Source organism: Vibrio sp. Isolate25, from assembly GCF_022398025.1.
Taxonomy (GTDB): Bacteria; Pseudomonadota; Gammaproteobacteria; order Enterobacterales; family Vibrionaceae; genus Vibrio; species Vibrio coralliilyticus_A.
This window is the reverse complement of record NZ_JAKEUT010000001.1, coordinates 474,830-498,807: the sequence shown is the minus strand read 5'-3', so window position 1 is coordinate 498,807 and position 23,978 is coordinate 474,830. Positions and strand designations below refer to the sequence as shown.

Below are 23,978 nucleotides of genomic sequence, written 5' to 3'. Positions count from 1 at the left end.
TTGTTCAGTTGAGCAATACAAATACTGCCGACGGATTATCAAATCTTGCTTCCACTGCTGGTTAAACCACCCCAGCATTGGCAGAATAAGGCTAAGATTTTGTAATGAGAAGTCCGATGAAAATAATCATTCTCCATGGGCTGTACATGCATGGGCTGGCAATGCAACCACTCAGCCAAAAGTTACGCTCTTACGGCTACGATACTCAAACTATTAGCTATAACAGTGTTGCCATTGATGAGCACAAAGTGTTCCGAGCCATAGACCAAGCGTTGTCACCACAACAAAGTAACGTACTAGTTGGCCATAGCCTTGGAGGGTTGATCATCAAGCACTATCTCTCATCCAGACAACCATCTAAGCAGAAAATCTCGCATGTTGTGACTGTCGGCTCGCCTTTAAAAGGCGCCTCGATTGTTAGCCGTATCCAAGATCTTGGTATGGGTGCGATGCTCGGCAATGCAGCAGAGTTTGGTTTACAGGAGCATGATGACGTTTGGGGCTTTCCCCAGAAGCTTGGCAGCATTGCTGGCACTTTAGCTGTCGGAGCGAGAGCACTCTTGATGATGGGAAATCAAACCCTATCAGATGGTACGGTTACGGTTGATGAGACAAAAATTGAAGGCATGACCGATCATATAGAGATGAGAAGTGCACATACCAGTATGATTTATACCGCCTTCGTCCCAAAACAAATTGACCATTTCATTCGTACTAACCACTTTTATCGCTAACGCGATCTCAGCATGGCGTAAAGCAACCAGAGAAACCACGTAGACTCTTATCAAAAAAAGCAGCACTTATGTCTCGCATAAAGTGCTGCGGCTTCATAACAAAACTTTAACGCCTACTTAAGCAGCTTGAGGTTTAGTATGCTTTCCCAGCAAACCAGCGTAAAAGTCGCTGTCATCCAAAACGCCAATCAGCTCACCATTTTCAACCAATAAAATGGGCTGGCCACTTCTCTGCTTGAGTTTAATCGCTTCTCTCATGCTTATGTCTGGGTTTGCAATCACGACGGACTCTTTATTTATATCATTCAACTCAATCGAATCATCTCGCCAATCCACCAGCTTTAGATTGATGCCACTATCAAGATGCAACTGATTATCACGCCCTTCGACCCACACTTTTTGGGTTGGGCAAATTTGCCATCTTGCGTTTTCTTGTTCTAGTTCGCTCGCCGGTTGCATTAGTGAGCGGCCCTTTAACACGTTAAGCGGATTCGTATGCGATACAAAGTCTTTCACGTAATCGTTTTCTGGTGAGAGTACGATCTGCTCTGGCTTACCATGTTGAATCAGCTTACCAGACTCCATGATGGCAATGTTATTACCAATTTTAAGTGCTTCATCCAAGTCGTGACTGACGAACAATATGGTTTTATTAAGCTTTTTCTGAAGCTGGATCAACTCATCCTGCAATTGAGCACGAATCAGAGGATCAAGCGCCGAAAAGGGCTCATCCATCAACAGGATATCAGTATTCATTGCAAACGCTCTGGCCAGCCCTACACGCTGCTGCATCCCGCCAGATAACTCATGCGGATATTTTTGCTCCCAGTCTGACAGCTCGACCATTTCCAGCTGCTCACGTGCTTTTGCTCTTCGTTCAGCTTTCGGCATTCCTTGCATTTCAAGACCAAATGCAACGTTATCGAGCACAGTCAGCCATGGCATTAAAGCAAACTTTTGAAATACCATGGATACTCTATGAGTGCGAAGGTGTCTTAACGTTTCTTCATTACAAGAAGAGAGCTCGACCTGATTATCGCCATCCTTGATTTGCAATGAACCACGGCTGATAGAGTTCAAACCATTCACCGCCCTAAGTAGGCTTGATTTACCTGAACCAGATAAGCCCATTAACACGCAAATCTCGCCTTCTTTGACACTCATAGTGACGTTATCAACGCCCACGACTTGCCCTGTTTGATCGATAATTTCCTGACGTACTTTTCCTTCATCCAGCAGCGACAAAGCCTTCTGCGGCTGATCACCAAATACAACATCAAGGTTCTGAATCTTAATCGCATCCATGATTACACTTCCTTCTGATTAGGTGATTTACAAAGGCGGTCAAGAATGATCGCAACCAGCACAATGGCCAGTCCGGCTTCAAAGCCCTGAGAGATATTCACAGTGTTTAGTGCCCGAACCACTGGTTTACCTAGGCCATCAGCGCCGACTAGTGCAGCAATTACCACCATTGAAAGTGACAACATAATGCACTGAGTGACACCGGCCATAATGCTTGGCAACGCCGCTGGTAGCTCGACTTTATAGAGTAATTTCATCTTACTCGCGCCAAATGCCTGACCCGCTTCAATCAGCTCCTCTGGAACCTTAATGATCCCAAGATACGTAAGACGAATCGGAGCTGCGATAGCAAAAATAATGGTCGAAATTAACCCAGGAACAATCCCCAAACCAAACAGAACCAGGGTTGGAATCAAATAAACGAAAGTGGGGACAGTTTGCATCAAGTCCAAAATAGGACGCAGTAAGGTATACAGCCAAGCGCGATGCGCTGCCATTACCCCTAATGGAACGCCAATTAATACGGAAATCGTTGTCGCAGCAAACACCAGGACAAAGGTTTCCAGCATTTCTTGCCAGTAGCCGAGGTTAAGAATGGTTAGCAATGCACCAATAATAAACAAAACCAATGGAATGCTACGATGTAAATACCAAGCGATAGCAGCGGTAAGTAAAATCGGTAGTGCTGGTGGCATCCATTTAAAGATGTCGACAACAAAAAGGATAATAGTTTCGAGAAAATATGAGATGGAGTCAAAAAAGCCCGCTGCATTCATGGTTAGCCAGTCGACACCCGTTTCCATCCATTCACCGAAAGGGATTTTGTTGTTGGTAATAAAATTCACAATAAAACCTTAGATTGCTTGGCGGGCAAGATTGCCCGCCAGATAACGTTATGCGTTAGATTTAACGTAGTTTGATACCGCTTCTGCTGCATCACTACCTGAAAGCGTTTTGACTCCATCAAGCCAAGTTTTCACTTGTTCTGGATTGTCTTTCAGCCACTGCAATGCTGCTTTTGAAGGCTTAACATTTTGATTCAGAATCTCTTCCATCAAAGCGTTTTCCATCTCTAGGCTAAACTTCAGGTTCTTCAGGAGCTGGCCAACATTTTGGCACTCATTTAGGTAGTTAGATCGTACGTTGGTATAAACGTTGGCGCCGCCGTAGTTCGGTCCAAAGAAGTCATCACCGCCGTCAAGGTATTCCATATCCACGTTATTGTTCATTGGGTGCGGCGCCCAACCAAGATAAACAATCCACTGATTACGACGGACCGCTCGGGAGACTTGAGAGACCATGCCCGCTTCACTCGATTCGACCAAGTTGAAACCTTTTAGGCCAAATGCATCACTGTCTATCATCGACTGAATCAAACGGTTGCCATCATTACCCGGCTCGATACCGTAAATACGCTCTCTGAATTTGTCGGCATTTTTAGCTAAGTCTGCAAAGCTTTTCACACCCGCATCATAAACATATTTGGGTACAGCTAGCGTGTATTTTGCGCCCTCAAGGTTTGCTCGTACAGTTTCAACCGTTCCAGCTTCACGATACTTAGCGATATCTCCCTCCATGGTTGGCATCCAGTTGCCAAGGAAGATATCGATATCACCGTTCGCCATAGAAGAATAGGTGACCGGAACAGAGAGCAAGTCGGTTTTCGTTTTATAACCTAGCCCCTTGAGTAATTCGCTGGTTACTGCCGTTGTAGCGGTAATATCAGTCCAGCCCACATCTGCAAATCGAACGGTTTCACACTGATTAGCATAAGCCGTCGTTGTCATCACGCTCAGCGCGACCGTTGATAATGTTTTTGTCATCATAGACATAATGTTTTCCTTGTAATATTTACTGACTTTACGAGACAGAAGATACGTCTCTTTTTGGTGTCTCGGTTCTCTGTTTTTCTTGCCAATCTGGCGCAATCCAGACCGGTAACTTAGCCTCTTTGAGCAAAGGCTTCCCTAAAATCAAATCTGCGGCTCGCTCCGCAACCATGATGGTGGGGGCATTCAGGTTACCGTTAGGGATGGTAGGAAAGATCGATGAGTCCACCACCCTCAGCCCTTCAACACCGCGTACTCGGCAATATTCATCCAACACTGCCATCGGGTCTTCATCTGAACCCATTTTACAGCTACAAGATGGGTGATATGCGCTCTCCACATTTTGTTTAACCCATTCATCAATGGCAGCGTCAGTGGTGACACTCTCTCCCGGTTGAATTTCACTCCCACGGTACATATCCATGGCTGGTTGAGAGAGGATCTCACGCGTCAGGCGAATACAATCTCGCCAGTCTTGTCGATCTTGCTCTGTCGAAATGTAGTTAAACTCAATCATGGGTTTGTCTTGCGGGTCTGCAGACTTGATTGCCACCCGGCCACGACTTTCTGGTTTATTTGGGCCGACATGGACTTGGAAGCCATGTCCATCAAATGCAGCTTTCCCGTCATAACGCATTGCTGCAGGCAAAAAGTGGTATTGAATATTGGGCCATTTAAGCCCTTTGCGTGAGCGAATGAACGCACAAGATTCGAAGTGATTAGTCGCCCCTAAACCTTTGCGTGTCAGGATCCACTCCGCCCCAATCATACCTTTACTCACCAAGCCGAGCTTGCTGTTCAAAGTGATGGGTTGCTGGCAATGATATTGGAAGTAAACTTCAAGATGATCTTGCAGGTTCTCACCGACTCCCGGTAGGTTGTGCTTTACATCTACTCCCGCTTGCTCGAGTACGGCCTTTGGTCCAATTCCAGACAATTGAAGTAATTGCACTGAGCCAATGGATCCTGCGCTAGAAATGACTTCTTTTTTCGCAAAGGTTTTCGTTACTTTACCCGAACGCTCAAACTCGACACCTATGGCTTTTTTGTTTTCCAACAAAACTTTATGAACAACTACACCTTTAAGCAGCGTCAAATTCTTGCGTTTTAGAGCGCGCCTTAAGTAGGCATAAGAAGTGGATGCTCGTACACCTTTATCCACTGTCATATGCATCGCGCCAAAACCTTCCTGCTGATAACCGTTGTAATCGGCAGTTTCCGGGTAACCCGCTTCTTTGCCAGCTTGAATAAAAGCTTGATACAATGGGTTAAGCGTCATGTCATTACCGTTACAGGTACCGACTGGCCCTTCACCTCCACGGTATTTATCCTCTCCGCCTTTCCAAGACTCTGCGCGACGGAAGTACGGCAAGCAGGATTGATAATTCCAGCCTTTGGCTCCGTTCTCTTCCCACTCATCGAAATCACAAGCATGTCCTCGAACATAAACCATGCCATTGATTGAAGAGCTTCCGCCAAGCACTTTGCCGCGAGGGCAATGTAGCTTACGTCCATCTAGGCCATCTTCAGCAACCGTCTCAAATTGCCAAGCATACTTTTCGGTGTTCATCGGATAAGAAAGTGCGGTCGGCATTTGAATAAAAATACTCTTATCTGTGCCACCGGCTTCTAATAGAAGCACCTGATGTTCACCACTTTCAGAAAGCCGATCCGCCAGAACACAGCCAGCCGAACCCGCGCCAACGATGATATAATCGTAGCTTTGCTCCATTTTTTTTCTCCGTTGCTGCTTAAGCGTAAGGGCTGACGTAATCGCCCAGCTCGATTAGGACACTCTTTGTCTGGGTGTAGTGACGAAGCGTTTCAGGACCGTTTTCGCGGCCAATACCTGAGTGCTTATAGCCGCCCACAGGCATTTCAGCAGGTGAGTCACCCCATGTGTTTACCCAGCAAATTCCCGCTTGTAGTTGGTGAATCACTCGATGGGCACGGGAAAGGTCTTGTGTAAACACGCCAGCAGCTAAGCCGTAGGTTGTATCATTGGCTCGTTCGATAACATTTTGTTCATCTGAGAACTTGAGTACAGACATCACTGGCCCAAAGATTTCGTTCTGGACGTGTGGCATATCATCAGAGCAATCAATAAAAACAGTCGGCACAACAAAATTGCCTTTTTCAAGACCGTTATGCGTTAACTGTTCACCGCCAGTTAGAAGAGTGGCACCACTGTGCTTTGCTTCTTCGATGGCATTCAAAACTTTACCTAGGTGCTCTTTGGAGATCAGCGCACCGATTTGAGTGTCCATATCCATTGGATCACCCACCACCAGTTTTTCTGTTCTTTGTTTTAATTGGCTAACAAAAGCATCATAAATATCTTCATGAACGTAGACTCGTGTACCATGTGTACACACTTCGCCTTGGGTATAGAAGTTCGCTACCATTGCCGCTGATACCGCATGGTCTAACTTGGCATCGTCAAAAATAATCATTGGTGACTTGCCACCTAACTCCATGGTGACCTGCTTCAGCGTTTTAGCGCTGTCCGCCATAACCAGTTTGCCAGTACCTGATTCACCCGTGAATGATACTTTTGCAATGTCGGGGTGTGCCGTAAGCATTTGTCCTACACGGTGATCGCCTTGAACAACGTTAAATACACCATCGGGTAGCCCTGCTTCAGTGAATATCTCCGCCAACTTTAAAGCAGTCAGTGGTGTTTCTTCTGAAGGTTTGAAGATCATAGCGTTACCTGCAGCAAGTGCAGGAGCTGATTTCCACATCGCAATCTGAATGGGATAGTTCCAAGCACCGATGCCGGCACAAATCCCCAAAGGTTCACGGCGCGTATAGAAAAACTGGCTCTCGCTCAAAGGTTGCTGCTCACCTTGCATGCTAGGAGCAAGACCTGCGTAATATTCGATCACATCTGCGCCCGTTGTGATATCGACTTCAATCGCTTCCTGAATAGGTTTGCCAGTGTCTGCTACTTCTAGAGCGGCTAATTCATCATTTCGCTCGCGTAATATAGCCACTGCTTTAAGCAGTATGCGGCTACGCTCAATGGGTGACATCGAAGACCAAACTCTGAAGCCTCGCTTTGCCGACTCGATGGCCCGATCAAGATCCTGTTGGCTAGCTTGCCCAATTTCAGCCAATGGTTCTCCATTAGCGGGGTTGTAAGTAGTAAAGTGTTCACCCGATGTCGCCTTACAGGCGTTACCATCGATGTATAGTGATTTCATATCCATTTGATAGTTCTGACTTTTCGTTATTTTTGTGAATAAAAAGTGAGCTGCTTATCCAGGTAATCATTGATGATTAACCGGGCTTTATCAGCATCAATGCCATGAGGGTTCATCGTGCCTCGCAGCCAGATGCCATCAATCAATGCTGCGATGCCATGCGCGATAATTTCCGCTTGCTCTTTGTCAAATAGCGCTTTCAACTCTATCCGAAGGTGCGATAAAAGGCGCTTCTCATTGACACGCTGTAAGCGCTTGAGCTGAGGTTCATGTACTGAGTAAGCCCAAAACGCGAGCCAAGTTTTGGCCACTTTGTTCTCAGCCTGATAACCAACAAAGTTTCCATCAATAATGGCGTTAATACGTTGCTGATGTGCGCTGGTAGGCAGTTTCTTAAGGCGCTCCGTCACGGTAAGCGAAAGCTGCCGAAGCACTTCTCGCATTGTTTCTTCCAGCAAACCTTGTTTGCCGCCAAAGTAGTGATTGATGATTCCAGTCGAGACTCCCGCTTCCTTACTGATCAACGAAATACTCGCTGCGTGCAACCCAACTCTATCAATCACCGCCATTGTGGCTTGAACGAGCTGAGGCCTTCTGACTTCTGGCATCCCTACCTTAGGCATGACTCTTTCCTTTTTTAATTGAACGTTCAATTAAATATAAAATGCCAGAAAATTAGTTAGCACTCAAACTATTTTTTTAATTATCCAACAAATACCACTTAGCTTTCACAGAAATAGTGATGATAATTTCTTCAGTCTATTCCCCCAAGTCGAAGTTATTTTCGTTGTTATCGCCAGGTAAATGGAAACAAAAACACAAAATAAAAACAATTTAAATCAATAACTTAATGTAAATTTAACAAATAAAGCAAAATACAGAAATGAATTTACACCCTCACAAGCTTAGACACTTAACTCGATATCGATGTATTTGAGGAAAATCTTTCATTAGAGTTCTAATCAAGTAAATTCATTAGATCTATAAAAATCAAAACGCTCAATTAATGAGCGAGAACAAAAATCTCATTATCCCTTTTCATAACAAGGCGATGTACCTAAGGAAATCGGGAAGCATGAGGTTGCTCTTACTGGCTACATACGCTTCTCATCAACAACCATTCTGGTACATAAGAGAGCCGTTCAATCAACTCCAACTTTAATGAGAAGGAAAATATGAACGCTCGATTGCCTAAGTTCATTGAAAAGTCAGATAATTCCTAAGAAAAAACACATCTCGAACTTGTATCCTTTGGCCTAGATACTCAAGTAATGACTGGAGAAAGGATGCATCAATATGCACTTATAACTGGAGGAAGTAGAGGCATTGGGAAAAGCATAGCGGAATACTTCGCAAAGCAACATTTCTCTCTTATTCTTGTCGCGAACAATCCAGATAATCTAAGTAAAGCGAAAAGCGACATTCTGTCACGGTATCCTCACTGTGAGATTGAAACTGTCTCGGTTGATTTTCGTAATCCATCGGACCTTCAGCAATCCATAAAGTCACTATTATCTCGCTACGAAAAAATTGATGTGATGGTCAATTGTGCTGGAATATTGAAACCAGGAAATACTCAAGTTTCATTAAATGATCTCACTGAACTCATAAATACCAACATTATCTCTAATATTTTGATCTGTAATATGGTGGTTGAAAAGATGAAGGTTCAAGGATTTGGTGAGGTGTATAACCTTGGTTCTATTGCAGGTTTAGAACCAGTATCTAAAATTGCTATTTACTCCGCGACTAAAGCCGCCATAGTGAGTTACAGCCGCTCCCTATATGATGAGTGCCTACCATTTTGTATCAAGGTCTGTTGTCTGTGTCCAAGCGTCGTGGACACTGATATGACCAATGATGGACGTATCAAAAACGATTTAAAAATATCACCCGAGGATCTACATCAAGCCGTTAGCTTTATCAGAAAGCTCTCTCCGGGCGCGGCAATGCAAATGCTTTCTATTCGATGCACAATTATTGACTTGGAAAACTCACTGACAACCTATCGTGAATAGCCGTCGACCATGAGCTTTCAATCAATTAATAAGCTCGTCAGGGTACTCACACAAAGTTCACTTTTCAGCCCTGCTATTTAGTCCGTCCAAGATGTAGATTTCGGGCTCAAAAAGTGAAAGACGCGGATTCATCCGCGTCTATTCATTGCATTCAGCCTATCTTGTTTATTTCTTTGCTATTTGCGGTTTGAACGTTTTCGCTATCCGGTTCCAGCTATTAATGGCGTTGATCGCTACAACTAAATCGACTACCGCTTTATCACCCAAAACTTCCACTGCTTGGCTGTATTTGTCGTCTTCCAATGATTGCCCTAGGGTCAGAACTTCTGCCATATCAAGTGCTATCGATTCGACCTGATCGTAAAAAGGCATTTCACGCCATGCACTAAGGCCGATCAATCGTTCCACACTTTCTCCTTGCTCAAGCGCATCTTTACTGTGCAAATTCACACAGTACGCACATTGATTCATCTGAGACACTCTAAGCTTAACCAACTCCCATAAATGAACCGTAAGAGTTTCAGATGTTTTAAATTGCTCACGCAAATACTCTTCTTGTCCAATCAGAATTTTCATCGCTTCCGGAGCTGTGGTGTAATAATTCATACGTGATTTCATACTCTTATATTTCCTCTAAAATCAAAACTGAGTACATTGCCGTTGTGTGTTTTAGGTTCACACCCTACATGGCATCGAGTTAATAAATGACAACCAACCATCAATAATCTTTGAAGAGAAACAATAAAAAAAAGCCTCACACAAAACAATGAATGAGGCTCAAACTAACCTTAGTTAATCACATTAAGGGTTACAGGAAAGACCCAGAATGCAGAGCTAATTTATCGATATGTCTCACTTACAATAATCAGACGACTCTTAAAAAAACATGACTCAAAGATATACGACGATACTACAAGAAAGTATCAATGTCTTAGTCAGCGACTACCATTAAGTCGCGACAAACATCTCTCTTGATATCTCAGTCCTTTCTAAATGGTCTTTTAATTGTTTTTGCAGCGAATCAATTTGTTCTTGTACGGTTTCGCGATTTGTAGCAGTCCCTTCAATGGTGAAGAACTTAATATCTTTTAACCCTATTGTAGCCATAATTTCTGTCAGGTACGGAGTAAAGAAATCTGGCTGATAAGCGTTTTTCCCAGAAAACCTTCCGCCCGCAAACACAAGAACATAAATAGGTTTATCGATTAGCAAACCACGCTTTCCACTGTCTGTAATCTCAAATGTCCTTCCAGCCCTCACCACATGGTCCACCCAGCATTTAAGACTGGAAGGTAAAGTAAAGTTGTGCATTGGTGATGCAATAATAATGAGATCAGCTTTATTTAGCTGGGCAATTAATTGATTCGACAATGATAAACTACCGCTTGATTCATCGTACATGAGGTCAGGCGTACTCAGTGCCTTAGCATAATCAGCATCAAGATGAGGCAAGGTTGCTGTATCGACTTCAACCACTTCAACGTCTACCTTCTCAGACATCTGCTGAATAATAAGTTGCGCCAATTGATACGTACATGCTTGAAGCTTTCTAGGACTACTGTTAACTAGCAGGATATTCATATATTTCTCCCAAAAAACAGGGTAATTGCTGCTGCTTTACTTAGTATGTTATAAGAGGCAATGGTTCAGTTTAAGAACCATAAGTTATCTTTTTTTATGGTCCATATAATAATGAAAAACCCAAAACAATTTGCATATAAGCGTGTGTATCGGCGTATTCTCGACGCGATTTTACAACAGATACTAAAACCGGGTGAGAAAGTACCTTCGGCTCGCGCACTTGCGAAAGAAATGGGAGTTTCACGAGGGACAGTCGAAGAAGGCTATGCATTACTTAAAGCGGAAGGTTACCTCGAGGCGAAAGGGCAGTCTGGCACTGTCGTCAGTCATCAACTATTGACCCCAGCTAAAGGGAATCCATCAGCTCCATCTTCTCCGCTCAATTTAGAGAACGATCACTCTGATATTTTGCCGTTTCACCTAGGCATTCCCGCTTTAGATGCCTTTCCTATCAACACTTGGTCAAGAATTTCGGCGCGATGTGCGAGGAACACACACAAAAGCAGCCTTGCCTATCCTCCAACCTGCGGGCTGCCGGATTTAAGAGGCGCAATAAGCCAATATCTGCAGTTATACCGAGGTGTTCAGTGCCACCCGGCACAGGTTTTTATTACATCAGGTTATGTCAATTCAATTCGCTGGATCACTAACGTACTGCTCAAAACACACTCTTATATTGGCATTGAAGACCCCGGTTACCCGCTAACTCGTCAGGTACTGGCAAGCAGTGGATTTCACCCTGAACCGATTCCTGTTGACGAGGAAGGACTAGCTCTTCCAGACAACAGTAAAGTGAAAGCACTCATTGTCACACCAGCGCATCAAAGCCCAACCTGTGTATCACTTTCACTACAAAGACGACAGATGCTATTAAACTGGGCGGTGAGCAATCAAAGCTGGATTATAGAGGATGACTATGACGGAGAGTACCGCCATACAGGGCAGCCCCTACCCGCTTTAAAAAGTTTAGATACTCATGACAGAGTGATTTATTCGGGTACTTTCAGTAAAGTTCTCTTCCCAAGCTTGAGAGTGGCATACATAGTAGTTCCACCAAGTCAGGTCTCTCAATTTGAACAATGTGCAGAGTTATTCGCTGGAAACGTCCCCACTTTTACACAAAACTGTATTCTTACCTTCATGCAAGAAGGTCACTTTCCTCGCCATATTCAACGGATGAGAAAGCTATATCGCGAACGGCGAGAATTAACATCTGAGCTGTTCACCAAAATCCTAGGCCACAAGCTATCTATTGAGCCCCAACCGGGGGGAATGCATATGATAGCAAGGTTAAAGGACCCTAAGTGTGATGATCTAGCGCTCTCTCGCCAGATGATGAAAGCCGGGTTATTTGCTCAAGCGCTGTCACAGTGCTCTTCAAAGCCAACGCACCCAAGCTTAATTCTTGGTTTTACCAACATTCGAACAGCTGAAGAGTGCCACGGTTTAATTGGCAGGTTAGGTCAATTCCTATAAGCCAACAATCATAATTCACTCTTGAGCACAATCTGCTGTGTCAAATCTGCTCACGTATCTCTTCATTCGGGGCACGACAGAAGGCCAAGACTTAAACCTTAGGACGAAAAATATAAGATTTATCTGATAGTTATAATGCAAGAGTTCCTTTTACTATCTAGTCGACTCTCTGCCGTGAACTACCCATTGTGTCGCAACTTATAGGAATACATGCATGTTCAAGATTCAAAGATTGAGCACTTTAAGTGCTCATCACTTCATCTGTACACTACTCAGTATTGTCGTCCTCCCCGCAACAGCGCAGGACATATGTGCCCCACATTCGCTCAACGACAAACCAGAAAATGTATTGCAATGCTTTCTTTCAGAGCCATCACAGAACATGGCTAGCATTGAGCTAATCAAGTCGGAAGCAAAAGATTCTATCGATATCCATCACTTCAAGCTAATTAGCCAATACTGGCCAAATACGCCTTTAGAGAACATTGGTAAAGAATGGGAACATACTCTTATCATTTATGTCCCTCACACCATTAAGCACCATCAGGCTTTACTGTATATCAATGGCGGCACTAATGTTCCTCAAGACGCTCACGGGAACCCTCAGCCAGAGTCCTTAGCTTTACAAGAGATTGCCTTGAACAACGCTTCGATAGTTGTGGATCTACATGATGTGCCGAACCAGTATTTGTTTTTTAACGATGGAATACCGAGAAAGGAAGATAGCATTGTGGCTTATAGCTGGAATCGTTATATGGATGATCCAGCAAACAATGCCTATTGGTCTGCACACTTACCCATGGTTAAGTCGGTTGTTCAAGCAATGAACGCTGTGCAAGAAGCATCAAGGAATCAAGGTTTTACGAAACCTGAACACTTCGTATTAGCAGGAGCAAGCAAACGAGGGTGGGTAGCATGGTTAACGTCACTGGTTGACACTCGCGTCAGCGGGCTGGTTCCAATTGCCGCTGATATTTTAAATACCGACGATAACATTCGCCACATTCATGACAGCATTGGGGACTGGCCAATTGCGTTTCATGATTACGTATCTCAAGGCGTAGTCGATAGAATTGATACGCCAAACTTCACTAAATTGATGCGTATTGAGGACCCCCTTGCTTACTCAAATTTACCTGAATACGCAGATCGACTTTCTATTCCAAAATATATTATCAATGCCTCATCAGATGACTTTTTTACTCCAGACTCTCTGCTTCAATACATTGATAAACTGCCAGGTGAAAACATGGTTCGAATATTACCCAATCAATCACATTCGATTGATTCCAAAATCATCAGCACGGCTCTTAATGAGTACTACGCTATGTTCCTTGATAATCACTCTTATCCCTCAGTGACATGGAGATACGACAAAAAACATATCGTAATCACGACAGATTTTGTTCCAGAAAAGCAAGCGACACTTTGGTCTGCATACAACCCCAATGGGCGTGATTTTCGCATATTCCCTACCAACATTAGGTACAGCGCCAATACGATAAAAGGCCGCTGTGATGAGAAAAAATGTACGTTTACTCTACCCAAAGTGACAAATACCGCCGGTTGGACGTCTAGGTTTATTGAATTCAACTATAAAGAAGGAAAACATGAGATAACCGTTACCTCTCCTGCGTTTGTCTCGCCTAATACCTACCCACAACCCAGTCAGTAACATAAAATCTCGGTTTACCTATGATAAAACATTTCCGACTACATATTGAGATCAACGGCTTGCAGGCCTAAAATCATCAGGACTCAAGTTATGCGCATCAATGACGTATTCAGGACACCAGTTTCGTGTCACCGTTATTGAGACATTCAAAGCTTCCCAACATAGTGGGGGGCTGCCCAGCTTAAATAGCATTGGCTTACAAGCGATACACTCAATCATTAACACGAAGAAACGAGGTAAACTATGTCACTAAACACGATGCGCACTTTAATACTAGGCATTGCGACGGTGACATTTTTGGTGCTGCTTGCACTGGCTAATTTTTCTATTATGCAATTTCAACTGTCCAAGCAGTCAGCATTTACTGAAAGGTTACTCGCCCATACTGAACGTGTTGTGCAGAATGTGATGACGGCTATCGATGAAGCTCAAGAAAAGCCACTTAAGCAATGCTCTTCTGCTAGCATTGATGAGTTTCAACTTCTCGCGAATTACCATTATTTTGTCTATGACATTGGTTTGATCGATAAAGACACACTCGTATGCACCGCCAACTGGGGTCTCTTAGATTCACCTCCTCCTTTGATTGATAAGCAAAGCCAAGAGACTTCAGCGCTGCAAATTTATACAGATACTAACAACCTTTTTCCGGCAGATTTACCTTTGGTTGCCTTTAGAGTAGGCTCCATTGCTGCATTTGCATCACTGGATTTTTATGCTCAGTATTCGCGATTGGCTCCTGATTTTTCTTATCGCATTTTATCCCAAGGCCCGTCTCAGACTCTTGCTTCGTATGAAGCCCTCGACTCAGAAGCCTTTGAGCTACCTTTCCTATATCAACAGATTCAGCAATGCAGTGACACACTGCCTATTTGTATAGACACAAATAACAAGCGTTCTGGTATCTTGTATTTATCAGCTCCCGCGCTCATTGTCGTGGTTCTGATATGCGCTTTGCTCAGTGCCTTACTCACTTATTGGTGGGCTTCCGTTCAAAAGCGACGTGCCTCCATGGAGCATCGATTTCAAGAAGCTCTCAAGCATAAGCGGTTACATTTAGCCTACCAACCTATTGTTGATGCCCGATCTGAACATATTGTCGGAGTTGAGTCGCTACTTAGATGGCACGATGAACGACTAGGCCATGTATCGCCAGAATTTGTCATTCAGATGGCTGAGGAGCTATCACTTTATGCTCAATTGTCTGAATTCATCGTCGATACCGCATTATCAGAGATGGAAGCCCTGCTACGTTCGGACTCCTCGTTTTTCCTCGCGTTGAATGTTTCATCTTACGAGATACTTCACTTGGACTACCTTGATTCCCTGATCGATAAAGTGGCCTCAAAGGGGATTAACCCTAGCCAAATTAAACTTGAGATTACTGAAAGAGTGGAACTGGATATTCCTTACCTGAGGGCATTTTCACAAAAAGCGAAAGGACTCGGTTTTATTGTGGCTCTGGACGATTTTGGGACAGGGTTAGCAAACTTGGTGTGGCTGACGGAAATAGATTTTAGCGAGATAAAAATAGACCGTATTTTTACACAATCTCTATCCAATGATCTCAAGCGAGAGTTGGTTACACATATTATTGTAATGATAAACCAATTGAATAAACCGCTCATTTTTGAGGGCATTGAGCACCCATCGGAGCTGGCACATATCAAACAGCTTTGTGACAACCCCAAAGCACAGGGTTGGTTATTTTATCGAGCAATGCCAAAAGATGAACTTGAATCCATATTGGGCAAGCGCTCACTCTAAACGGGGCGAGCAGTCATGTAGGATTTTCTTTCTCGCGCCCGCTTACTCATTATTTTGATAATGGAGTGGCGTATGCCCTGTGTGTTTTTTGAAAAAACTGATAAAAGCACTATCGCTTGAAAAGGCTAATTTATCAGCGACTTGGTTAACTTGTAAGTGATCGGCTAATAAATTCATTGCTTTAAGTAACCGCCATTGCTGACGCCAAGCTTGGTAACTCATGCCCGTCTCAGCTTTGAAAATACGGCTGACCGTCTTCGTACTCATTCCAATTTGTTTAGAGAATATGTTGAGTTGTTCAGGTAACAAACGATCTTGTTTAAGGTCTGATAACCAAGTTTGTAACCTCGGATGTTTCGGCATTTTTAACTGCCAATATTCGCGTGGTGCGCTCTTTATTTCTTCCAAAAAAAGAGCAAGTACCGTTTTTTGGTCACCCACGGACATATCCCATTGCCAATGAGCCATCCTTTCAATCAGCTCTCTCAGTAAAGGATTGACCTCCATTATCTGGACCTTGTCAAAGTCAGGCAACACAGTGTCAAGCGAGAAGTAAAGTGAACGGTACTCAACGACACCAGTCATTAACACTCTGTGTACCATCCCTGCTGGAATCCAAACAGCGCGGCTAGGAGGAAGCAGACATATCCGCTGATCCAATTCAATACTCATACACCCTGCTTGAGCAAACAGCAGTTGGTGAGATCGATGCGTATGTGGGCCAGAGTCATGCACAGCGAGCTTTGAGGCCACACCTACAACCATGACATCGATTAAATCAGGATTAAAATCTTGCTGCGGATGAATGATTGCCATAATGTCCTATTTTTGATGTATTTAGTCTTAATTATTATAACAGAGCTTTAAGCGAAACTTTACAATGGCCGCCACTTAATTAATGGAGGTTATTATGATTTCTAAAGTTCCGCCTCTATGGCTAGCGGTGGTATTAATGATGTTTCCACAAATCGTGGAGACAATCTACAGTCCAGCTCTTACTGATATCGCTCATCAGTTTAATGTTAGCGATGCTAAAGCATCTCAAACACTTTCCGTCTACTTTTTAGCATTTGCTATCGGAGTGGTGTTTTGGGGAAGACTAAGTGACTTAATCGGAAGACGCCCAGCTATGCTTGCAGGTTTACTGACGTATGGACTTGGTGCACTACTCGCTTTAGTCACAAACAAGTTTGAAATATTGTTGTTGGCGCGTGTCATTTCTGCATTTGGTGCCGCAGTGGGTTCGGTCATTACTCAGACGATGCTGCGTGATTGCTATGATGGCTCTGAATTAGCAAAAGTATTCTCCGTCATGGGGGTTGCTCTCTCAATTAGCCCTGTCATAGGCCTATTGAGCGGTGGGTTGCTTGCTGAATACTATGGCTATGTCGGTGTTTTCAGTGGTTTGATGCTACTCGCAATGGTTCTATTGCTCATAGCAGTATGGGGGTTACCTGAAACTAGGCCCATGACAACCTCTAAGGTACAGATGTGGCCCTTGATAAAGCGAATGTCAAAAGACTCAACACTTTGGCTAAACGCCTTACTGGTTGCTATTTTCAACTCAATGTTGTTTGGGTATTACAGCCTCGCACCATTTTTGTTTTCAGATATTGGTATGACAGCAAAAGACTTTGGCTACTCCGGTGTAGTGCTTGCTATGGCGACATTTATTGGTAGCATGATGAATAAGCACCTTCTCAATAAGGGATGGTCACCCATGGCACTGACCAAACTCGCCGTTGGTATCGCGCTCATTGGTGGAACAGCGGTATGGCTGACTCAATCATCACTGTGGTTCTTGTTACCTATGATGGGCGTTGTGATCTCATTTGGTATCGCAATACCAAATATCTTGAGCCAAGCTTTAGTCGATTACAAAGAGGTTGCGGGGAGCGCTGGCGCATTATTTGGCCTAGCTTATTACTTGTTGCTAAGTATAGGGCTAGGTCTGGCTGGAGCCATGCAGTCGCTGGGATTAGTCTTGACGCTGTGCGGTGTCGCCGCAACGATTTGTGCTTTTTTGTTACATACAAGAAATCGTTGATTTCATTATTCCCAACTCAAAGCCTAGCAGCGATGCTAGGCTTCTTTAGTTTATAACGAACGAGGCTCTACTGCTCCATCCCATTAGCCCATATGATTATTCTTACTATTCACCTCAGCGTGAATCCAACGCGAGAAGGCTTGAAATTTTGCTCTTGTTTCCATCCCCTTAGGACATACCAGGTCGTAGCCTTTCCCTGATTCAATCCTTGGAAAAAGTGCCACCAGCTTTCCTGCATTAATTAAGGGAAGAGCAAACTCTAGCCGTGCTAGAAAGACCCCAAGAGATAACTCTGCTGCCTCCATTGCTAGGCGGTTATCACTGTAAAAGTCACATTTTTTCTTACAGTCAATATTGACCCCCATTTCATCTAGCCAATACTGCCATGCACTCGTATCCCCCCTATGAATAAAATTCACCCGAGAAAGTGATTCAATTCCACTATGAAGGTTAAGTTCTTGAGCATAAGAGGCGCTGCATACTGGAGTCCTGATGCCAGAAAAAAGTCGTTCACTATAGTGATTGGGGTAACGCCCTTCGCTATAAAAAATAGCTACATCGTATGGTTCAAACTGAAAATCAGATTGGTTCTGCTTCGTCTGCAACTTAATACTTAAACTTGGGTATTGCCGCCGAAGTGAGGGTAAGCGAGGGATCAACCATGCCGAAGCAAAATAAGGTGAGGTGGCTATGTATAAATCGCCAGTAAGTTCCCCCGTTTGGATATCGGATAATACAGAAAAGATAGATTCGAACGAACTATTGAGTGTAGTTAACACCCTCCTCCCCTCTGGTGTAAGTTCTAGCCTTCTTGTTTTTCGGATAAACAAGTTGAATTTAAGTAACCCCTCAAGCTTTTTTATTCGCTGACTGATCGCTCCTTGCGTTAAGAAAAGCTCTTCAGCGGCATCGGTAAAGCTCAAATGACGAGCAGCCACACTGAATGTATACAGTAGCGAAAGGAGTTGCTGTTGGTTAGCTGGCACACCCATGCATTACCTCAGTTAATTTATATTGGGATTATATTAGTTTGTTAGACGAAAAATTACATTATAAATTAATCAATCTAATACCCACCATAAAAATACTTAGTTTGGCGTAAGAGAGAAACTCGAAGCTGTCACTACAGAAAAGAGTTGCTGTGATCATGCTTAATGCCAGTATTATTCATTTTAATCATTCAGGTTATGCCGTATGAAACTTATATTGAATGCAGATGACTTTGGTCTTACAGAGTCAGTAAATTTAGGTATTGCCGACTGTTTTCGCGCGGGAACGGTAAAATCCACAACCATCATGATGAACCAGCCAGGGGTAAACCACGCAATACAACTCTACAAAAGTGGATTAATTCGTCATGTTGGGCTCCATTTTACAGTGACATCAGGCAAGCCTATTTCCAAGCCTGAAGCCATACCGACTCTCGTAGACAAAAATGGTAATTTTTTCTCGAGGACAGCGCTATTTAGTAAGTCAGAGGTGTCCGCTGACGATATAAAAAGAGAGTTACTGGCACAATATCAAGCCGCGCTAGACGCAGGGTTAAAAATCAGCCACATCGACAGCCATCATTTTGCTAGCGCATACCGGCCTCTAAAAGCGGGGTTTGTCCAAGCAGCGAATGAAATCGGCCTTCCAGTAAGACGGATTGATACCTTTATTCTTGGTCAAAATCGACTTTCTGTACCTACACCAGATGCATTTGACACTGGATTTTTTGCAGAAGGCGCCACTATCGAACACCTAAAAGCCATACTGACTGCCTACAAGCAAGCCATGCCGAATGGCACCATTGAGTTAATGTGCCACCCTGCTAATTCAGTCAGCGAAGAGTTGGAGCAACTGTCTAGTTATACGTATCATCGACGCCAAGAATGGGAGATCTTAACCAGTGACGCGTTTTCCAACTGGTTGAAAGAGAACGATATCGAGTGTATTGGGTTCAACGACATTCATCCTAAGTAAGTGTGTCTTCGGTTATGAAGCCATATTCTGTCGCAGCTAACGATCATACTTTCTATTGATTATGCTCTGTAGGCTGAGATAAGCATTTTCTTAGCGTCAGCCTACTTTTTATTTCATTCCTCAAAAACATCATTTTAAAAGGGCACATTGTGGTCAATCCTACTGTACTTTCTCAAATAAATGTTTACCCAGTTAAGTCCACTGGTGGAATTTCCCTGTCTTCATCATGGGTCGAAAAGCAAGGCCTCTGTTTTGATCGCCGCTTTATGCTAATGCTAGTGGGTGACTCCCGAGCAATGAGTGCTAAGTACCCGACGATGGTCACTGCACGTCAATACCCGAACATGGTTAAGGTGGCATCAAGCTTACGACCTACGGGAATCGTCTTTACCTATCCCGGCATGCCTCCACTTGAATTGCATTATGCTAATTTCAATATGCACAACACCAACGCAATCGTATGGAGAGATCACTTTTCTGCTTATACGACGACCGATGAAGCGGATGATTGGTTCAGTAAGGTAATAGGCAAACGAGTGACACTCATCTTCACAGGGGAACAGTCCAACCGGATAAGAGAAGACACGGCCCAGCCCGTCAGTTTTGCTGATGGTTTCCCACTATTGCTCATTAGTTCCGCCTCGTTGGATGAGCTCAATAGGCGAAGTAGTGAGGTACATAACATGGCGCAGTTTCGTACCAATCTGGTCGTTCAATCCGATGAGCCTTTTATCGAAGATTCATGGAAGCGGATTAAAATCGGTGACGTGGAGTTTGAAACCGTAGAGCCTTGTGAGCGCTGTATATTAACCACACTCAATGTTGATCAAGGCGCATTCAGAGCAAACAAGGAGCCACTCACGACCTTCTCTCGTTTTAGAGCCAACGAGGATGGAAAAATATTTTTTGGCCAGAATCTTATCGCAAAAAACGAAGGGATGATCTCAACCAATGACATCGTTGAGGTGCTTGAATATAAAGCCAAAGAACGCTACGAAGATCTCGATGCGAAGCAACAAGAGTTTATTTGTGTGGCCAGAGAAACCGTCGCAAAAGATTTTGAGACCTTCTGGCTCAAGCCCAAGACAGATCACACGCCAAGCTACAAAGCTGGTCAGCACCTTCCAATTGAAGTGTTGATCGATAATCAGCGCGTAAAACGAACCTATACCCTCTCCTCTAGTCCAACTCGGCCAGAACGCTTGGCAATTTCGGTGAAGCGAGTCCATGGAGGTAAAGTGTCCAATTGGCTGCTTGATCATCTTCAAACCGGGGGAACAATTATCGCGGACCAGCCAAAAGGGAGTTTTCACCTTTCAGAAGCGTCAAATGCCCCTCTATTATTACTGTCAGCGGGTAGCGGGGTAACTCCTATGATGTCGATACTGCGTGACTTAACAGATAGAAATGATACTCGTGACATCGTGTTCTATCACCAATGCGTGGCCGAAGATGATATGCCTTTCAAACAAGAGCTGAGACTCATCAGCAAGCACCACCCGAATGTGACGATTACCTACCTACTCAGCAAGCCATCAGAACATTGGCCAGGACAAGCAGGGCGGTTTAATCTTTCCCATTTGAAGCAAATTCCAGACTTGAGCTCACGACAAGTCTTTGTTTGTGGGCCTAGTGGCTTCATGGAAAATATTAAAAAATTAATGCTAACCAACGGACTAAGAGAAGAACAATATCACCAAGAAACCTTTGGTATTTCAAGAGCCCCCTTGCCGCCCTATAAAAAGGTCAAAGTTTGCCTAGATGGAGTGGTATTTGAAGGTGACAACCAGAGCACTATCCTTGAGCAAGCCGAAGCTGCTGGTCTTTCCATCTCCAACAGCTGTAGAGCCGGATTCTGCGGAGCGTGTAAATGCACCGTCAAATCAGGTTCCGTGCACCAAGCCGATGCCCCCGCAATTCAAGACAGTGAAAAAGCACAAGGTCAGGTGTTGGCGTGCTGTGCGGTACCTAACACCGACATAAACCTCGTTTGCTTTAAATAGCGTATTATTCAGTCTTATCTTGAGATAAGGCTAAAATTTGCCATGCTAACTTGCTGCACCATGCTGCGCCTTCTTGCGCCGATATGGGCTTTTTCTCTCGCAGCAAACTCTCTAAGCGCGCGGCGCTCTTTATAAACGCCGCGTTTTTAGACATCAGAGCAACCCCATGAAGGCGGTGCGCGTAATACAACTGATGCTTAATGTCTCCATTGTTAAATGCCAGTTCCAACGATCTCAAATCGGCTTCGACAAGTGTGCATTGTTCTTGGGTAAATAACTGTGTAGAAGACAAGGCCGTAGCCATCGTGGCCGCTTGCTCACACCACTTATTTAAAACCGGAACTAAGTTTTCAAAACTTATCGGCTTATGAAGTACGTCATCCATACCACTGGCATAACACTTTTCAACATGCTTTTGCTCGTTTAGCGCAGAGATGGCCACAATGGGAGTATGATCTAATTCAAGTTGTGCTTCCCTATCGCGTATCTTTTCAGCCACCTGATAACCACTATAACCAGGAAGATGACAATCCAGTAAAATCATACTGTAATAGTTTTCATCTTCAAGCAGTGCCAGTGCGGCTTCCCCAGTGTCAGCGCTCTCCACATGACATCCTAAAGAGCGCAACTGCTCACAAATAAGTTGTCGGTTTACCGGATGATCTTCAACGACTAAGACAGAGGTTTCATCATTAAATTGAACACCGCTTTGTTCAACAGAACAAGCGTGCATTTCTTGTTCGGACGCCAGTTCTAAAGGCAATGAAAGCGATACTCGCGTTCCTTTGCCCAGCTCACTATGTAAAGTTAACTTTCCTCCCATTAACTGCGCAAACTGGTTTGAGATGTATAGCCCTAACCCACTTCCACCCCGGCTCACTCCACTATTTGATTGCTCCCAAGCTTTAAACACTTTGGCTTGCGCTTCTTTTTCAATACCTTGCCCTTCATCACAGACATCGATGACTACAGAGGGTTCACCGTTATTTCTTACAACCTCCCACGACATAAGAATTTCTCCACTAGAAGAAAATTTAATCGCATTTGATACTAGATTATGCAGGATTTGCCTTAATCGTTGAGCATCACTTTTAATGAAAAGTTTTTCGGCGTCAGTCCTTTCTTTCAACCTCAGCACTAAACCTTTGTTGATTGCTGAGGGCTGATGACTATCACAAACCGACTTTAATAGTTCCCCAACATCAATAGCCTCTTTGCGAATCGTCATACTTTCAGATTCTAAACGCGAATAATCCAGAATGTCGTTTAACAGTTCCATTAGGTTGTTCGCAGATTGCCGCGCTAAGCTTAGGTACTTTTGCTCTTGTTGTGGTGTATCACATTGCTTAAGTAAGTCCAAGGAAGCCATTACCGCATTCAATGGCGTTCGAATCTCATGACTCATGACAGCAAGAAAACGGGCTTTACTCTTTTCACTGGCTTGCGCTCGTCGTCGGCTTATCCAAACCTGACGCATGGCAACCAAAAGCACACAGATTAAAATGCTGTATGTAACAGCCTCATAGCGATAGTAATACAGCACCGTTTTTACTGGAGGAACTCCCAATTGGAGAGTGTTACCCCACTGATTAAAAATCTTCTCCGTTTGCTCAGCGGTCAATGCTTGAAGCGATTTGTTCAAAATAGAGAGCAACACAGGCTTTGAACTACCTACAGCCATACTCAGACTAATAGAAGCTTCAGGTAGGCTACCCGTAATGGATAGGCTCATCGGAGCATATCGCTGCACAATTGGACGCATCGTGAGTTCTGTATCTAGAACGGCATAAACATCGCCCTCTTCAATAGCTTCGATGGCATGAAGAGCATCCTCGAATTCAACCAATATGATTTGGGGATGATGCTTAGTTAACCAATCACTAAAGAAACGATTATTTTTCAGTACACCAAGTTTTTTACCATAGAGTTGCTTAAGGGAATAAACGGTAGCTTTGTCTGATTTCGAAACCACTAAGGCCCCAACATTTAGATAGGGGATAGTCAGTAGCCAATGTTTATCTTCCATTGCAAAACGCTGTGAAACTAGCGAAATCAAATCAACGGTTTGGCTGTTACCATTGGCCGTATCATCTGACACTGCGCGGAACGTTAAACCAGAAATTTCAGAGATAATATCCAGATAATCTTTTGACAACCCAACATGATGCCCTTCTTGCTCAAAGTCGACTGGCCAACTATCAGGATAAGCGTACCAAACAACAGGGTTAGCCCTTATCCACTGTTTTTCTTCTTGACTGAACAACTCATGAGCCTGGGTCGGCATCACCCAAAGTATCATTATTAACAGCGTAACAAAGTTACGACGGAGTCGAGCGATTTTGAATAAAAGTGCAATCATAGAAGTGAGCCAG

Annotated in this window: 19 protein-coding genes; 8 read left to right on the top strand and 11 right to left on the bottom strand. The window is 43.9% G+C overall.

The genetic code is table 11. The features are described 5' to 3' along the window. The first annotated feature begins 116 nt into the window (after window positions 1–116). A complete protein-coding gene (locus L1D15_RS02240) occupies window positions 117–734 on the top strand; it encodes an alpha/beta fold hydrolase (RefSeq protein ID WP_239874534.1) in 618 nt (205 codons plus the stop codon). A gap of 117 nt (window positions 735–851) precedes the next feature. On the opposite strand, the gene choV is transcribed toward L1D15_RS02240, so the two are convergent. From choV to betI, 6 genes are read right to left on the bottom strand one after another with little or no spacing between them, the layout of a single operon-like run. Continuing rightward, the gene (gene choV, locus L1D15_RS02235; protein ID WP_239835281.1) at window positions 852–2,039 is read right to left on the bottom strand and encodes a choline ABC transporter ATP-binding protein; all 1,188 of its coding nucleotides are present in this window, start codon (window positions 2,037–2,039) and stop codon (window positions 852–854) included. Window positions 2,040–2,041: 2 nt separating this feature from the next. Then, entirely contained in the window at window positions 2,042–2,884 is an 843-nt protein-coding gene (choW, locus tag L1D15_RS02230) for a choline ABC transporter permease subunit (RefSeq protein WP_239835282.1), read from the bottom strand. Between the two features lie 48 nt (window positions 2,885–2,932). Beyond that, window positions 2,933–3,871 (bottom strand): choline ABC transporter substrate-binding protein, encoded by a 939-nt coding sequence (locus L1D15_RS02225; protein WP_239835283.1) that lies wholly within the window; start codon window positions 3,869–3,871, stop codon window positions 2,933–2,935. 28 nt (window positions 3,872–3,899) lie between these two features. Further along, entirely contained in the window at window positions 3,900–5,600 is a 1,701-nt protein-coding gene (gene betA, locus L1D15_RS02220) for a choline dehydrogenase (protein WP_239874533.1), read from the bottom strand. 19 nt (window positions 5,601–5,619) lie between these two features. After that, window positions 5,620–7,080, bottom strand: a complete 1,461-nt coding sequence (gene betB, locus L1D15_RS02215; protein WP_239874532.1) for a betaine-aldehyde dehydrogenase — start codon at window positions 7,078–7,080, stop codon at window positions 5,620–5,622. A gap of 20 nt (window positions 7,081–7,100) precedes the next feature. Next, complete coding sequence (gene betI, locus L1D15_RS02210) at window positions 7,101–7,697, bottom strand: transcriptional regulator BetI (RefSeq protein ID WP_239874531.1); 597 nt, start codon at window positions 7,695–7,697, stop codon at window positions 7,101–7,103. 663 nt (window positions 7,698–8,360) lie between these two features. Here betI and L1D15_RS02205 point away from each other — a divergent pair. Further along, a complete protein-coding gene (locus tag L1D15_RS02205; RefSeq protein ID WP_239874530.1) occupies window positions 8,361–9,092 on the top strand; it encodes an SDR family NAD(P)-dependent oxidoreductase in 732 nt (243 codons plus the stop codon). A 165-nt stretch (window positions 9,093–9,257) separates the two neighbouring features. Here L1D15_RS02205 and L1D15_RS02200 read toward each other — a convergent pair whose 3' ends face one another. Together L1D15_RS02200 and L1D15_RS02195 are read right to left on the bottom strand one after the other, a co-directional pair. Beyond that, complete coding sequence (locus tag L1D15_RS02200; protein ID WP_239874529.1) at window positions 9,258–9,710, bottom strand: carboxymuconolactone decarboxylase family protein; 453 nt, start codon at window positions 9,708–9,710, stop codon at window positions 9,258–9,260. A 330-nt stretch (window positions 9,711–10,040) separates the two neighbouring features. After that, window positions 10,041–10,673: an NAD(P)H-dependent oxidoreductase gene (locus L1D15_RS02195; protein WP_239874528.1), complete on the bottom strand. Its 633-nt coding sequence runs from the start codon at window positions 10,671–10,673 to the stop codon at window positions 10,041–10,043. Between the two features lie 111 nt (window positions 10,674–10,784). On the opposite strand from L1D15_RS02195, the gene L1D15_RS02190 reads away from it, so the two are divergent. From L1D15_RS02190 to L1D15_RS02180, 3 genes are all read left to right on the top strand, one after another. Continuing rightward, entirely contained in the window at window positions 10,785–12,149 is a 1,365-nt protein-coding gene (locus L1D15_RS02190; protein WP_239874527.1) for a PLP-dependent aminotransferase family protein, read from the top strand. A gap of 214 nt (window positions 12,150–12,363) precedes the next feature. Beyond that, window positions 12,364–13,824 (top strand): PhoPQ-activated protein PqaA family protein, encoded by a 1,461-nt coding sequence (locus L1D15_RS02185; protein ID WP_239874526.1) that lies wholly within the window; start codon window positions 12,364–12,366, stop codon window positions 13,822–13,824. A 243-nt stretch (window positions 13,825–14,067) separates the two neighbouring features. After that, the gene (locus L1D15_RS02180; protein ID WP_239874525.1) at window positions 14,068–15,591 is read left to right on the top strand and encodes an EAL domain-containing protein; all 1,524 of its coding nucleotides are present in this window, start codon (window positions 14,068–14,070) and stop codon (window positions 15,589–15,591) included. A gap of 42 nt (window positions 15,592–15,633) precedes the next feature. Here L1D15_RS02180 and L1D15_RS02175 read toward each other — a convergent pair whose 3' ends face one another. After that, the gene (locus tag L1D15_RS02175) at window positions 15,634–16,407 is read right to left on the bottom strand and encodes a helix-turn-helix transcriptional regulator (RefSeq protein WP_239874524.1); all 774 of its coding nucleotides are present in this window, start codon (window positions 16,405–16,407) and stop codon (window positions 15,634–15,636) included. A 97-nt stretch (window positions 16,408–16,504) separates the two neighbouring features. On the opposite strand from L1D15_RS02175, the gene L1D15_RS02170 reads away from it, so the two are divergent. Further along, a complete protein-coding gene (locus tag L1D15_RS02170) occupies window positions 16,505–17,638 on the top strand; it encodes a multidrug effflux MFS transporter (RefSeq protein WP_239875103.1) in 1,134 nt (377 codons plus the stop codon). An 83-nt stretch (window positions 17,639–17,721) separates the two neighbouring features. Here the strand turns inward: L1D15_RS02170 and L1D15_RS02165 are convergent, their stop codons facing one another. Next, entirely contained in the window at window positions 17,722–18,630 is a 909-nt protein-coding gene (locus tag L1D15_RS02165) for a LysR substrate-binding domain-containing protein (protein ID WP_239874523.1), read from the bottom strand. Between the two features lie 202 nt (window positions 18,631–18,832). Between L1D15_RS02165 and L1D15_RS02160 the strand changes: the two genes are divergently transcribed. Continuing rightward, the gene (locus tag L1D15_RS02160; protein WP_239874522.1) at window positions 18,833–19,603 is read left to right on the top strand and encodes a carbohydrate deacetylase; all 771 of its coding nucleotides are present in this window, start codon (window positions 18,833–18,835) and stop codon (window positions 19,601–19,603) included. A gap of 149 nt (window positions 19,604–19,752) precedes the next feature. Then, on the top strand, window positions 19,753–21,606 hold the full coding sequence (locus L1D15_RS02155) for a hybrid-cluster NAD(P)-dependent oxidoreductase (RefSeq protein WP_239874521.1): 1,854 nt from the start codon (window positions 19,753–19,755) through the stop codon (window positions 21,604–21,606). Between the two features lie 4 nt (window positions 21,607–21,610). On the opposite strand, the gene L1D15_RS02150 is transcribed toward L1D15_RS02155, so the two are convergent. Further along, window positions 21,611–23,965, bottom strand: coding sequence for an ATP-binding protein (locus L1D15_RS02150; RefSeq protein WP_239874520.1), 2,355 nt, complete (start codon window positions 23,963–23,965; stop codon window positions 21,611–21,613). Window positions 23,966–23,978 lie beyond the last annotated feature (13 nt).